Origin of the sequence: Phenylobacterium sp. (genome assembly GCF_031360265.1) — a bacterium.
Taxonomy (GTDB): Bacteria; Pseudomonadota; Alphaproteobacteria; order Caulobacterales; family Caulobacteraceae; genus Phenylobacterium.
In genome coordinates this window covers 25,577-38,051 of sequence record NZ_JANMBF010000050.1, presented here as the reverse complement: position 1 = coordinate 38,051, position 12,475 = coordinate 25,577, and the positions used below count along the sequence as shown (strand labels likewise).

Genomic DNA, 12,475 nt, shown 5'->3' with positions numbered 1-12,475 from the left:
GCATCGCTGCTCCGGGCCCTGACGCCCATCGGCCGCAAGGCCGTACGCGGGATAGATACTTAGCGGGCGGCCTGCAGGCGCTCGACCATGGCGGTCATCCGCTCGTTCAGCGGCTTCATGCTGTCCTTCACCGAAGCGGAGACGGCCTCGGACATGCGGCTCACCTCGGCGATGTAGGTTTCCAGCGCCGACTTGGCGAAAGAGGTCTGCAGCTCGACGACTTCCTGCACGCTCTTGGCCGAGGTCAGCGACTTGGCGGCGGCGACCTGGGTTTCGAAGGCGCCCTTGGAATAGGCCATCGCCTGCGCGCCGAGGGCTTCAGCGCCCTTGGTGGCGGCGGTCACGGAAGCGACGACGGCTTCCAGGTTCTTCTTGGAATGAGCATTGGCGTCGTTCAGTGCGGCCAGGGTCTTTTCCACGCCGTCCTTGAAGGCGACGTTGGAGGCGGCGGTGATCTGATCGACGGTGGTCTTGACGGTGTCGGCGGCGGCCATGGGTAGCTCCTTGCGAGGTGGGGTGCGGCGGGCGCCGCGATGCAAACTGTTCGGACTCGGGGGCGATTGCCCGGTAAACGCAGGCCCCATGTCTCATGTTGCAGTGCGGCAGTCAACAGGTTTTGTGCAGTGCAACAATCCCGGATTCCAACGCCTTCAAGACCCGCGTCAGGAGGGGCGCGACAATTTCGCCGTTCAACTCCTGTTTACCTTCGGGCAAGGGTCTGGCTGTCATGGTAGGCAGATGCACGGGCGCGCCGGTGGTTCGCTCAAACCTGTGACTCGACGGACGAAGCATGACCGCCACGCACGCCCGCCGCCTGTTCCTAGCGTTAGGTCTGGCCGCCACCACCGCGCTCAGCGCCGTCGCCACCCCGGCCGGCGCGCAGATCCCCTACTTCCAGAACCTGCTGGCCGCGTCGCAGACCAAGTACGCCGCGATCGTAGTGGATGCGAAATCGGGCGAGATCCTCTACGCCAAACACGCCGACAGCCCGCGCTATCCGGCGTCGATCACCAAGATCATGACTCTGTATCTGACCTTCGAGGCGCTGGCCGCGGGCAAGCTGCATCCCGACGACCGGGTCCTGGTCTCGCCGCACGCGGCGGCCCAGGCGCCGACCAAGCTGGGCGTCCGCGCCGGCGAGAGCGTCAGCGTCACCGAGGCCATGGAGGGCATGGCCACCAAGTCGGCCAACGACATGGCCGTTGCCATGGCCGAGAAGATCGGCGGCACTGAGAGTCGCTTCGCCGCCCTGATGACCCTGCGCGCCCAGGAACTGGGCATGCAGAACAGCCATTTCGCCAATGCGTCCGGCCTGCCCGACAGCCGCCAGCTCACCTCGGCCCGCGACATCGCCATCCTGTCGCGCGCGGTGATGCGCGACTACCCGCAGTACTACAAGCTGTTCAGCCTCCAGGAATTTCGCTTCCGCGGCCAGACCCTGACCAACCACAACCATCTGCTGGGCCGCATGCCCGGTGTGGACGGCCTGAAGACCGGTTTCACCAACGCCTCGGGGTTCAACCTGGCTGTCTCCGCCGTGCGCGACAACCGCCGGCTGATCGCCGTGGTCATGGGCGGGCCGACGACGGCGCAACGCGACCAGAACGCCGAGGACCTGCTGCTCACCGGCTTCAACGTGATGCAGCGCCGCGCCATGGGCGAGAAGATCGTCGTGGCCCAGAACCTGTTCGAACCGACCGAACTGAGCGGCGCGGTGGTCCGGCCACCGACCGAGCAGGGCGACGGCGACCAGGATGGCCTGAAGATCGTGCTGACCTCCGCCCCGCCCCCCCGCGGCCGGAAGCTCGAGATCGTGCAGCCGCGCCGCGGACGCGACGCCGCCAAGGCCGCGAAGGCCAAATGGGCAGTGCAGGTGGGCGAGTTCCGTTCCAAGACCGACGCGCGGCGCCAGATCGTTCTCGTCGAGAAGAAATTCTCTGATCGCCTCGACGGCGCCCGCGGTGCGGCCGACAAGGAAGGCCGTAAATACAAGGCGGTGTTCACCGGCCTGAGCGAGACCGACGCCAAGGGCGCCTGCCGCGCGCTGAAGGCCAAGCGGCTGGCCTGCATGGTCATCGACCCGACCTGAGCCGACCCGAGCTGAGCTATCGCCCCAGCAACCGGTCCCGCGCCGCATTAAGCTGTGCGGCCAGGCCCGTGGTGCCGCCCTTGTCGGGGTGCGCCAGACGCATCAGGCGCGTGTAGGCGGCCCGGATGTCCTGGGGGGTCGCATCGACGGCCACGCCGAGTATCGAGCGGGCCTCGTCCTGGCTCATCGCGCCGGACGACAGCGGCGCAGACCCGGACGGCGCGTTGATCCTGGCCGTGGTCAACAGCCACAGACCCATCACCACCAGGACGATGGAAATCTCCCAGCCGCCGCGCAGACCGACATAGGCCGCGCCCGCGAAGGCGGCGAGCGCGAAGGCGCCTGAGAGCAGCCGCCATTCCCGACGCTTGAAGATCCGCTGGCCCCGGCCGACGCCGATCAGGAACCACAGCAGGGCCGCGCCGATGGCCAGGTAGATCATGCCTACTCCGCGGCGATCTGCTCGCCGTCGGAGAAGCCCGAGAGGCCGAGCGCGGTCATCAGGGCGCGCAGCTCCTGGCGCGCGGCGACGTGCTGCAGCGACATCGCCACCGGGCGGATGGTCGGCGAGAGGTCCGCCACCGTCAGGCCGAACGGGAACAGCTCGCGATAGATCACCCGGTCGCGCAGGCCCGGCCCGATGCGGAATCCGACCTTGCGCGAAAGCGTCTCGACCCGCTCGTCCAGCCGTTTGCGGTTGCGCGCCTCGGTGGGAGCCAGGCGGTTTCTCAGCACCACCCAGTCGATCTGTTTGCGATCCTTGACCGCGCGGGCCTTGCGGCTGTTCCAGACGGTCTCGGAGTAGAGGCTGTGGCGTTTCAGCTCCAGGGTCACCGGATCGACCACCCCCAACATGTCGAAGTCGACGAAGCTGTCGTTCATCGGGGTGACGATCAGGTCGGCCAGGCCGTGGGCGGCCCGGCTGATCGCGGTGTCGCTGCCGGGGGTGTCGATGAGCACGAAGTCGGCGCGCTCGCTCACATCGTCGAACGCCTCCTGGAACCGCGCCATCGCCTCCTCGTCGGTGGCCCTCGCCAGGGCCGCGCCATCGGCGCTCAGCGGATGCTCGATGGGCATGGGCGCCGACACCCCATTGGCCGCCAGCCACGCGCGGCGGTTGGCGAAGAAGTGCGAGGTCGACTGCTGGCGCAGATCGAGATCCAGCACCGCGACCTTGGCGTCGGCGTGAAGCAGCGCGGTGGCGGTATGGATAGCGATGGTGGACTTGCCCGCCCCGCCCTTCTCGTTGCCGACCACGATGACGCTGGCCTGCGGCATGTCAAAAGCTCCTTCGGGCCGGCGCCGGCCGACTCACATGGCTTCTACGGAGCGCCTGAGGCGAAGGCGCGTCAACGCGTGGCGCGGCGCAACCCTGTGGATGAACCCTACCAGGCGCCGGCTTCGCGCAACCGGCGGGCCAACGCCTGGGGCATGTCGCCGAACCCTTCGGCCGAAAGGTCCTCCGGCGCGTCCGCGGGCTCAAGATAGCGCCAGCCCTGGAAGGCGCGGCGCGGGGTCGGCGCCACACGCACCGGCGTCGGGTCCAGCGTCACCTCGCAGCGCGCGGCGGGTCCCGCGCCGACGGTGTCCACCGCCAGGATCGCCTGGCGGCAGAGGATCACCCCCTTGAACACCCGGTAGAGCGAGCCGCCCGCCACCAGCTCGTCGGCGCGCTTGGGTGTCTGCCGGGTGCGCATCACCCAGGGACCGCCGGCCTCGTGGGCGCGCTGCCAGGCCAGCAGATCCTCGACGCTCGCCGCGCCGACGCAGAGCTTGATCATATGCAGCGTCATGGCGCCGGCTTAGGGCGTGGGCGGCGGTTTGAACAGGGCGCGGCGAGGCCATAGCCGCGACTCTTCGCGCGGGCTAGGCTCCTGCCCGTGGGTCGTCTGCCTGAAATTCCCAATGAGTCGGCGCTGGCGCGACTGTTCACCCAGGAGCGGGTGCAGGAGGACGCCGCGTGGTTCTCACTGCCGGGCGGACAGACCTTGTTTTCCGCCGGAGACCGGTCCGACCAGCTCTATTTTCTGCGCGCCGGCCGGCTGGGCGCATTTCGCCGCGAGCCGGGCCACGAGGTGCAGTTCCTGGGTGTGATTCGACCGGGCGAGCCCGCGGGCGAGATGTCGCTGATCGCCAACGCCCCGCACTCGGCCGACGTCGTCGCTCTGCGCGATTCGGAAATCATCGCCGTTCCGCGCCAGACCTTCTTCGAGGCCTGCGAGGCCGACACCGCGGTGATGATCGAGCTCGCCAAGCTGATGATGCTGCGCAGCCGGCAGGCCGTCACGCGGGGCGGAGTCGGCGAGCCGTCGGTGTTCGGGTTCGTGCCGCTTGGCCAGTCGGGCGCGTTGCGGCCGCTGATCGAGCGGATCGCCGGCGAGATCGGCCGGCTGGGCTATTCGGTGACCTGTATCGGCGTCGAGGCCCAGAGCGCGCCCACCGAATGGTTCTCCGACGTCGAGCGCAGCCACGACTTCGTGCTCTATCTGGCCGAGGTCGGCGACCTGGGCTGGCGCCAGGTGGTGGCCCGCCAGGTCGATCGGCTTTTCCGCGTCGGCCGCGGCGACCGCAAGCCGCCAAAGCCGGAGGCCGCCCAACTGGTCCCTTCGCCGCTGCAGGCCCAGCAGCTGGTGGACCTGATCCTGCTGCACCCCCTGGATCGCCATCGGCCCGAAGGCTCGGAGGCCTGGCTCGATGTGGCCCAGCCGGCGCGGCTGTTTCATGTGCGACGCGACTATGTGCCCGACGTGCAGCGGATCGCCCGCGTCCTGACCGGCCAGTCCGTCGGCCTGGTGCTCTCAGGCGGCGGCGCGCGCGCCTATGCCCACGCCGGCGCCGTCAAGGCTTTGCGCGAGCGCGGTGTGCCGATCGATTTCGTCGGCGGTGTCTCCATGGGCGGGGTGATCGCCGCCGGGGTCGCCATGGGCTGGAGCGACGCCGAGATGGAACGCCGGCTGCACGAGGCCTTCGTCACCACCAGCCCGCTGGATGACATCGCGCTGCCGCTGCTGGCGATGACCCACGGGCTGAAGGTCAACGATCGCCTGCATCATCACTTCGGCGAGGTGCATATCGCCGACCTGTGGCTGCCATTCTTCTGCCTGTCGTCGAACCTGACCACCGGGGCCTACCAGATGCATCGCCGCGGCCTGCTGCGAAAGGCGCTGCGGGCGACCATTTCCCTGCCCGGGATCCTGCCCCCCGCCACGGACCACAACAACGTGCTGGTCGACGGCGCCGTGATGAAGAACTTCCCCGCCGACGTGATGCGGATGTCGCAGCTGGGGCCCATCGTCGGCGTGGACGTGACCACCGGCCGCAGCATCACCGCCGATGACGTGGCGCGGCCGGCGTCGGTCTGGCGCTGGATCTGGTCGGGTCAGTGGCGCAAGGGCCCGCCGATCGTCTCGCTGTTGATGCGCGCGGCCACCGTATCGACCTCGCGCGATCTGGCCGCCGCGCGGGAGGCCACGGACCTGTTGATCCTGCCCGACATGGCCAAGGTGGAGATCCGCGACTTCACCGCCTACGCCATGGCCGCCGACGTTGGCTATCGCGCGACCATCGCGGCGCTGGACAAGCTCGACATCCCGGTTCAGGCGCTGCGCCGCCGCGCCAGCCTGGCCGAGCAGCAGGAAGCCAAGGCGCTGGCCGCGGCGGGCCGCTGAGCCACCGCATCGGGGCATTTGCGCGATAGGCCAAACCATCCCATATTCAGGGTCCTTGCTCAGCAACTGAAAGGAGGTGATCCAGTGTCTCATAGTGAAAGCCGTAGCCCGGTGACCGTGACCTGGACCTCCGCTTGCGGGGTCCGCGCCTAGGCCTAGCTCTGGCATAGGGTCGCGTACCGCTCTGCGGTCCGACTATGGAAAGGCCGTCCCAGACATGGGGCGGCCTTTCGCATTTCGGCGGCTTGCATTCCAGGGTCGCGGCGGCGAGGCTCCGGCCATGCCAAGGATCCATCTCGCCCTACTGATCGCCGCCGGGCTGTTCTGCGCCCTCGCCTCCCCCGCCACCGCCAGCCGCAGCCATGAGCTGGGCCGCCTCAAGGCCCAGGCCGCGCAGGTCTCCATCGTCCGGGACGACTGGGGCATCGCCCACGTGCACGGCAGGACCGACGCCCTGGCCGTCTTCGGGATGATCTACGCCCAGGCCGAAGACGACTTCAACCGGGTCGAGACCAACTACACGACCGCGCTGGGCCGCACCGCCGAGGCTGAGGGCGAGGCCGCGATCTGGCAGGACCTGCGCCAGAAGCTGTTCATCGATCCGGCGGACCTGAAGGCGAAATATGCCCAAAGCCCGGCTTACCTTAGAGCCTTGATGACCGGCTGGGCGGACGGCCTCAACTACTACCTGGCGACCCATCCGAAGGTTACGCCTCGGGTGATCCGGCATTTCGAACCCTGGATGGCGCTGAGCTTTACCGAAGGCAGCATCGGCGGCGACATCGAGAAGGTCTCGCTACCGGAACTTGAGGCTTTCTATGGTCGCAAGCAGGTCGCCGCCCTAGCCGACGATTCGGGTCTGGCGTTCCGCGAGCCCTCGGGCTCCAACGGCATGGCCATCGGTCCAGGGATCACCCGGGACGGCCATGCCCTGCTGCTGATCAACCCGCACACCTCATTCTTCTTCCGCTCGGAGCTGCAGGTGACCAGCGACGAAGGCCTGAACGCCTATGGCGCGGCGACCTGGGGCCAGCTGTTCATCTACCAGGGGTTCAACGCCCACGCCGGCTGGATGCACACCACCTCCGGCGCCGACACGGTCGATGAGTTCGCCGAGACCATCGTGCGCAAGGCGGGCAAGGTCTTCTACCGCTACGGCGCGGAACAGCGTCCAGTGACGATTTCGACGATCACCGTGCCTTATCGTCTCGCCGGTGGCGGGATGGCGGCGCGACGCTTCACCGTTTTCCGCACGCACCACGGGCCGATCGTGCGCGCGGCGGACGGCAGGTGGATCGCCATCGCCCTGATGAACCGACCGATCGCGGCCCTGGAACAGTCGTTCGGGCGCACCAAGACCACCGATCTGGCCTCGTTCCTGAAGGTCGCCGCGCGCGCCGCCAACTCGTCGAACAACACTCTCTTTGCTGACGACAAGGGCGAGACAGCGCTGCTGCTGCCGCAGTTCATGCCCCGGCGCGACAACCGGTTCGACTACACAAAGCCCGTGGATGGGTCGGATCCGGCCACAGACTGGAAGGGGATCGACGGCTTCGCCCAGACGCCTCACGTGCTGAATCCGACTGGCGGCTGGGTCTACAACAGCAATGACGCCCCCTGGTGGGCCGCCGGCGCCGACAGCCCGAAGAAGGCCGACTACCCCCGCTATATGGACCAGGCGGGCGAAAATCCCCGCACAGCCCATGCCATCCGCGTCCTCGGCACGCGCCGGGACTTCACGCTGCCAACCCTGATCGAGACCGCCTATGACCCCTTTCTGCCGGCCTTCGCCCGGATGATCCCAGGGCTGGTCACCGCCTACGACGCCGCTGCGGAGGGCGATCCCCTGAAGGCCAGGCTGCGCGAGCCGATCGCCGCGCTTGCGGCCTGGGACGACCGCTGGAGCGCGGCCTCCGTGCCGACCTCGCTGGCGGTGTTCTGGGGCGAGGCGCTATGGGCGCGCGTGGCGGCCGACGCCAAGGCGGCGGGCGTCGGCGTCTATGACGAGATGGCGGACCGTTCGACCCCGGCCCAGAAACTGGCGGCCCTGGACGCGGCCGTCGACCGGCTGACCCATGACTTCGGGACCTGGAAGACCGCGTGGGGTCGAATCAACAGGTTCCAGCGGATCAACGACGCCATCGTCCAGCGTTTCGACGACGCCGGCCCGAGCCTGGCCGTGCCCTTCGCCTCGGCCCAGTGGGGCTCGCTCGCCTCGTTCGGGGCGAAACGCTATCCGGGCACGAAGAAATACTACGGCTCCAGCGGCAACAGCTTCGTGGCGGTGGTGGAGTTCAGCGACCGGGTCCACGCCCGCGCGGTCACAGCCGGCGGCGAGAGTGGCGATCCGGCCTCGAAACACTTCAACGATCAGGCCGCAAGATATGCCGCGGGCGACCTGCGCGAGGTCTATTTCTATCCGGACCAGCTGATCGGTCACACCGAGCGGCGCTACAGACCGGGGCAATAGACGGCCCGGAGGCGCAACGCCGCCAGGAAGAAGAGCGTCTTCAGCCGCCGATCAGTTCGCGCCCGATGAGGAACCGGCGGATCTCGTTGGTGCCAGCGCCGATGTCGTAGAGCTTGGCGTCGCGGACCAGGCGTTCCACGGGGAAATCCTTGGTGTAGCCGGCCCCGCCCAGCGCCTGGACGGCCTCGAGCGACACGCGCACCGCGTTCTCGCTGGCCATCAGGATCGCGCCTGCCGCGTCGAAGCGCGTGGTCATGCCGGCGTCGCAGGCCTTGGCGACCGCATAGACGTAGGCCCGCGCCGAGTTGAGGGCGACGTACATGTCGGCGATCTTGCCCTGCATCAGCTGGAATGAGCCGATAGGCTTTCCGAACTGCTTGCGCTCGCGCACATAGGGCAGGACCACGTCGAGGCAGGCCTGCATGATGCCCAGCGGCCCGGCGGCTAGGACCGCGCGCTCATAGTCCAGTCCGCTCATCAGCACGCCGACCCCGCCGTTTTCGGGGCCCATGATGTTTTCGTCCGGAACCTCGCAGTCCTCGAACACCAGCTCGGCGGTGTCAGAGCCGCGCATACCCATCTTGTCGAGCTTGTTGGAAACACTGAACCCCTTCATCCCCTTTTCGATCAGGAAGGCGGTGATGCCTTTACCCGCTGCATCGGGATCGGTCTTGGCATAGACCACCAGGGTGTCGGCGTGCGGGGCATTGGTGATCCAGAACTTGGTTCCGTTGAGCACGTAGCGGCCGCCCTGTCGGCGGGCCGCAAGCCGCATGGAGACCACATCGGAGCCGCTGCCGGCTTCGCTCATGGCCAGGCTCCCCACATGCTCACCGCTGATCAGGCGCGGAAGGTAGCGACGCTTCTGCGCGTCGGAGCCCCAACGGCGGATCTGGTTCACGCAGAGGTTGGAGTGAGCGCCATAGGACAGGCCGACAGAGGCGGAGGCGCGGGACACCTCCTCCATCGCCACCACATGCTCAAGATAGCCCAGGCCCAGGCCGCCATAGGCCTCCTCCACCGTGACGCCGTGCAGGCCCAGTTCGCCCATCTGCGGCCAGAGCTCCCTGGGAAACAGGTTGTCCGCATCGATTTTCGCGGCCAGGGGCGCGATCTTGTCGGCGGCGAAGCGGGCTGTGGTTTCGCGGATGGCGTCGGCGGTCTCGCCGAGGCCGAAATCCAGGGAGGGTCCGGAATTGACGATCATGATGCGCGACTTAGCACGCGCCACACCCTGTCGCGAGGGTCGGGTGGTCCAGCCTAGACCCCGTCCCGGCTGACTTGACTCAAATCAGCCGGGGTAAAACAGGGTCGTCGCTTCTATCTGGAGCGCTTCCAACTCCGGTTGAGCCAACCTGGGGAAGGGCTCCTAGGGCCGGTTGCGCGCCGCCCGCTCCGAGGCCTGCCCCAGCCGCTCGAGCAGGAAAAACGCCGCCGCGGCGAAGAACAGCGCCCCGGTGACACCCGCGATCCAGCCCACCACCTGGGGATCGAGCCAGGCGGTCTGCGGCATCGGCCGCGCCTGGGTCGCCCAGAACACGCCACCGCCAAAGAACGCCAGACCCAGGGCGGCCAGGACGACCAGGATGAACGCTCCGCCCTGCGGGGATTCGGGCAACGGCCGGACGCGCGGGGGCGCGAACGGCTGCGGGGCCATGTCATCGATGACGGACAGGATCCCGCCGTCCGCCGCCGCATCGACGGCGTCCAGCCCGGGAGCCAGATCGAACAGATCGGCGCCTTGCGGATCGCCCGCGGGCTCGTCGGCGTCCACGGGATCGGGGTCGATTTCCGGCGGCCCCTCCGGCTCCGGCGTCCGCAGGAAGAACGGCACCTCGTCCTCGAACGGCGATGGCTTGGACAACGGTTCCGGGTTCGGGTCCTGAAAGAGAGTCGACAGGCGCGCTGTCACGGCCTCGGCGGCGATCGTCGCGGGCCCGGGGGAGCGACGCACCTCGACGGCTTCGCCGGTCATCGAGGTGATGACGTCCGCCGGGGTCTGGCGCGGAACAATCTCGCGGGCGTCGGTGTCCAGCAGCGGCCGCAGGATCGGCGACGGCGCGGGCGTCCAGGCGCCGCCTTCGGGGGTCAGGAACAGGGCTCGCTCCGCCGAGCGGCGGCGAACCAGGGCGTCGATGACGATCCGCTCTCCCGCCACCTCGGCCTTGCGCCACAGCTCCATGGCGCTGGCGGCCTGGATCGGGGAGCCTTCGTTGAGCCGTTTCAGCACACTCGAGCCGCTGAAATTCTCCAGGCCGAGATTGAAGGCGAACGACGCCAGGGCGTCGAACTGGTTCTGGGTCAGCGGGGCGTAGACCGTCGCGTTCACGGCGTGGGCGATGGCGATGAGGTCGTAGCGCAGCAGCGCCTCGGCATCGTCCGGCGAGACCTGCGCCCCTTTCCGGGCCGACAGCGTGTGGCCGTGCCCCAGGGTCCAGCGCCCGTCGGGAAGCAGGGCGGCCTGACGGCGATAGCCCTCGAACCGCTTGATCAGCTCGATCCCGGCCCTGGACACACGATGGCGAGGCTGCATGCCCTCTGACCCAGTTTGACGCAATGCGCGGCGGCGCCGGCGCAGACCAGCAAGTCCTGGGCCGGCAGCCTCCCCCAGCGTCTCTTTACAACAGGATAAGCGCCGCGATGCCGAGAAGCGCCAGGAATCCGAAGAAGTCGGTCATGAAGGTGACGACCACTGACGACGACACGGCAGGATCGCGCCCCAGCCGATCGAGGATGATCGGCGCCAGGATGCCGCCCAGGGCTGCCACGAACAGGTTGGCGACAATCGCCAGGAGCACGACGAGCGAGAGCTTCAGGTCATGCTGCCAGAGGTATAGGCCGAAGCCGAGGATCAGACCGACCGCGGTTCCGTTGAGCAGCCCGACACTCAGCTCGCGCAGAATGATGCGGGCCGCGTTCGCCGCATTCAGCTCCTTGCTGGCGATCGCGCGCACGGCCACGGTCAGGGCCTGGGTGCCAGCGTTGCCGCCCACCGACGACACGATCGGCATCAACAGCACCAGGGCCACGATCTTGGCGATCATCGGCTGAAACGGCGCAATCACCGTTACGGCGATGGCCTCGGTCACCAGATTGATCAGCAGCCAGGGGAGGCGAGAACGCACCACGCCGAGAAAGCTGGCGTCGCGACCGGCGTCGGAAACCCCGGCCAGCGCCAGGATGTCTTCCTCAGTCTCCTCCTGGATGACCCCAACGATGTCATCGACGGTGATCTGGCCCACCAGCCGCCCGCCCGGATCGATCACCGGGGCGGAGATCAGGTGATACTTGTCGAAAATGTAGGCCACCTCCTCCTGGTCCATATCGACCGGGATCTCGGTGATCTGCTCCATGATCGCCGCCAGGGGCGTATCGCGTTGCGCGCGCAGCAGGTGGCTGACCGGCGCCGCGCCCACGGGCTTGTAGGCCGGGTCGACGACATAGACGTCGAAGAACAGTTCCGGCAGCTCCTCGCTCTCGCGACGCAGGTGGTCGATGGTCTGGCCGACGGTCCAGAACTGCGGCGCCGCCACCACCTCGCGCTGCATCAGCCGCCCGGCGGTCTCGTCCTCATAGGCCAGGGTGGTCTCGATGGCGGCCCGCTCGGTCTCGGGCAGGGCGGCCATCACCTGGGCGCGCTTGTCGGCTTCCAGGTCGTCGACGACGTCGGCGGCGTCGTCGGAATCCATCTCGCCCAGCGCCTTGGCGAGGATCGCCGACGGCACGTGTTCCAGCACGTCCTCGCGGATCTCGGTGTCCAGCTCCGACAGGATGTCGGCCAGCGCCTCGGGGTCGAGGTGGGGAACCAGTTCCTCTCGGTCGTCAGCCGACAGGAACCCCATCAGGTCGGCGATATCGGCCGGGTGCAGGGCGCCCAGAAGTTCGCGCAGCCGATCCGCGTCGCCGCGGTCGAGCGCGTCGACCACCATCGGCACGTAGTCGGGGTTTAGCGAATAATCCTCGCCAAGCGCGAGGTCTTCCAGGTCTTCCTCGATCTCAGGGCGTTCGCGCAGTTCCAGGTCGTCCATTTCGCGGCTCATGGCGGACCTCCCTGGATCTGTGTCGGTAGGTGTTTTCCTGAGGGATTCTAGGACCGGGTTTCACTGGTGCGGTCGAGAAGACTCGAACTTCCACGGGTTGCCCCACAGCGACCTCAACGCTGCGCGTCTACCAATTCCGCCACGACCGCTCGTGGTGAGCCGCGGGGGGTAGCAAACGCCGGCGGCTTTGTGAAGGGCGGCGAAATCG

General features: G+C 68.0%; 10 protein-coding genes and 1 tRNA gene. 3 read left to right on the top strand and 8 right to left on the bottom strand.

Annotated features, from left to right (window positions below):
• Nucleotides 1-59 precede the first annotated feature (59 nt).
• Nucleotides 60-494 (bottom strand): TIGR01841 family phasin, encoded by a 435-nt coding sequence (locus tag RMN86_RS04495; protein WP_309604637.1) that lies wholly within the window; start codon nucleotides 492-494, stop codon nucleotides 60-62.
• Nucleotides 495-790: 296 nt separating this feature from the next.
• Here RMN86_RS04495 and RMN86_RS04490 point away from each other — a divergent pair, with 296 nt between their 5' ends.
• Nucleotides 791-2,089 carry a D-alanyl-D-alanine carboxypeptidase family protein gene (locus RMN86_RS04490; protein ID WP_309604636.1) on the top strand — a complete coding sequence of 433 codons (1,299 nt, stop codon included), beginning with the start codon at nucleotides 791-793 and terminating at the stop codon, nucleotides 2,087-2,089.
• 16 nt (nucleotides 2,090-2,105) lie between these two features.
• Here RMN86_RS04490 and RMN86_RS04485 read toward each other — a convergent pair whose 3' ends face one another.
• From RMN86_RS04485 to RMN86_RS04475, 3 genes are all read right to left on the bottom strand, one after another.
• Nucleotides 2,106-2,531 (bottom strand): DnaJ domain-containing protein, encoded by a 426-nt coding sequence (locus RMN86_RS04485; RefSeq protein ID WP_309604635.1) that lies wholly within the window; start codon nucleotides 2,529-2,531, stop codon nucleotides 2,106-2,108.
• Between the two features lie 2 nt (nucleotides 2,532-2,533).
• Nucleotides 2,534-3,367: a division plane positioning ATPase MipZ gene (locus RMN86_RS04480; RefSeq protein WP_309604634.1), complete on the bottom strand. Its 834-nt coding sequence runs from the start codon at nucleotides 3,365-3,367 to the stop codon at nucleotides 2,534-2,536.
• Nucleotides 3,368-3,474: 107 nt separating this feature from the next.
• Entirely contained in the window at nucleotides 3,475-3,882 is a 408-nt protein-coding gene (locus tag RMN86_RS04475) for a DUF1489 domain-containing protein (protein WP_309604633.1), read from the bottom strand.
• A gap of 87 nt (nucleotides 3,883-3,969) precedes the next feature.
• Here RMN86_RS04475 and RMN86_RS04470 point away from each other — a divergent pair, with 87 nt between their 5' ends.
• Entirely contained in the window at nucleotides 3,970-5,757 is a 1,788-nt protein-coding gene (locus RMN86_RS04470) for a patatin-like phospholipase family protein (RefSeq protein WP_309604632.1), read from the top strand.
• 280 nt (nucleotides 5,758-6,037) lie between these two features.
• Nucleotides 6,038-8,227, top strand: a complete 2,190-nt coding sequence (locus RMN86_RS04465; RefSeq protein ID WP_309604631.1) for a penicillin acylase family protein — start codon at nucleotides 6,038-6,040, stop codon at nucleotides 8,225-8,227.
• Nucleotides 8,228-8,267: 40 nt separating this feature from the next.
• On the opposite strand, the gene RMN86_RS04460 is transcribed toward RMN86_RS04465, so the two are convergent.
• The 4 genes from RMN86_RS04460 to RMN86_RS04445 form a co-directional block, all read right to left on the bottom strand.
• Complete coding sequence (locus tag RMN86_RS04460) at nucleotides 8,268-9,434, bottom strand: isovaleryl-CoA dehydrogenase (protein ID WP_309604630.1); 1,167 nt, start codon at nucleotides 9,432-9,434, stop codon at nucleotides 8,268-8,270.
• Nucleotides 9,435-9,596: 162 nt separating this feature from the next.
• Nucleotides 9,597-10,760, bottom strand: a complete 1,164-nt coding sequence (locus RMN86_RS04455) for a glycoside hydrolase family protein (protein ID WP_309604629.1) — start codon at nucleotides 10,758-10,760, stop codon at nucleotides 9,597-9,599.
• Nucleotides 10,761-10,845: 85 nt separating this feature from the next.
• Complete coding sequence (gene mgtE / locus RMN86_RS04450) at nucleotides 10,846-12,267, bottom strand: magnesium transporter (RefSeq protein WP_309604628.1); 1,422 nt, start codon at nucleotides 12,265-12,267, stop codon at nucleotides 10,846-10,848.
• Nucleotides 12,268-12,331: 64 nt separating this feature from the next.
• Nucleotides 12,332-12,416 (bottom strand) — tRNA-Leu (locus RMN86_RS04445).
• Nucleotides 12,417-12,475 lie beyond the last annotated feature (59 nt).

Coding starts and splice junctions, on each gene's coding strand:
- mgtE (WP_309604628.1), bottom strand. CDS start 12,267: ATGAGCCGCGAAATGGACGACCTGGAACTGCGCGAACGCCCTGAGATC.
- RMN86_RS04480 (WP_309604634.1), bottom strand. CDS start 3,367: ATGCCGCAGGCCAGCGTCATCGTGGTCGGCAACGAGAAGGGCGGGGCG.
- RMN86_RS04475 (WP_309604633.1), bottom strand. CDS start 3,882: ATGACGCTGCATATGATCAAGCTCTGCGTCGGCGCGGCGAGCGTCGAG.
- RMN86_RS04465 (WP_309604631.1), top strand. CDS start 6,038: ATGCCAAGGATCCATCTCGCCCTACTGATCGCCGCCGGGCTGTTCTGC.
- RMN86_RS04460 (WP_309604630.1), bottom strand. CDS start 9,434: ATGATCGTCAATTCCGGACCCTCCCTGGATTTCGGCCTCGGCGAGACC.
- RMN86_RS04495 (WP_309604637.1), bottom strand. CDS start 494: ATGGCCGCCGCCGACACCGTCAAGACCACCGTCGATCAGATCACCGCC.
- RMN86_RS04485 (WP_309604635.1), bottom strand. CDS start 2,531: ATGATCTACCTGGCCATCGGCGCGGCCCTGCTGTGGTTCCTGATCGGC.
- RMN86_RS04455 (WP_309604629.1), bottom strand. CDS start 10,760: ATGCAGCCTCGCCATCGTGTGTCCAGGGCCGGGATCGAGCTGATCAAG.
- RMN86_RS04490 (WP_309604636.1), top strand. CDS start 791: ATGACCGCCACGCACGCCCGCCGCCTGTTCCTAGCGTTAGGTCTGGCC.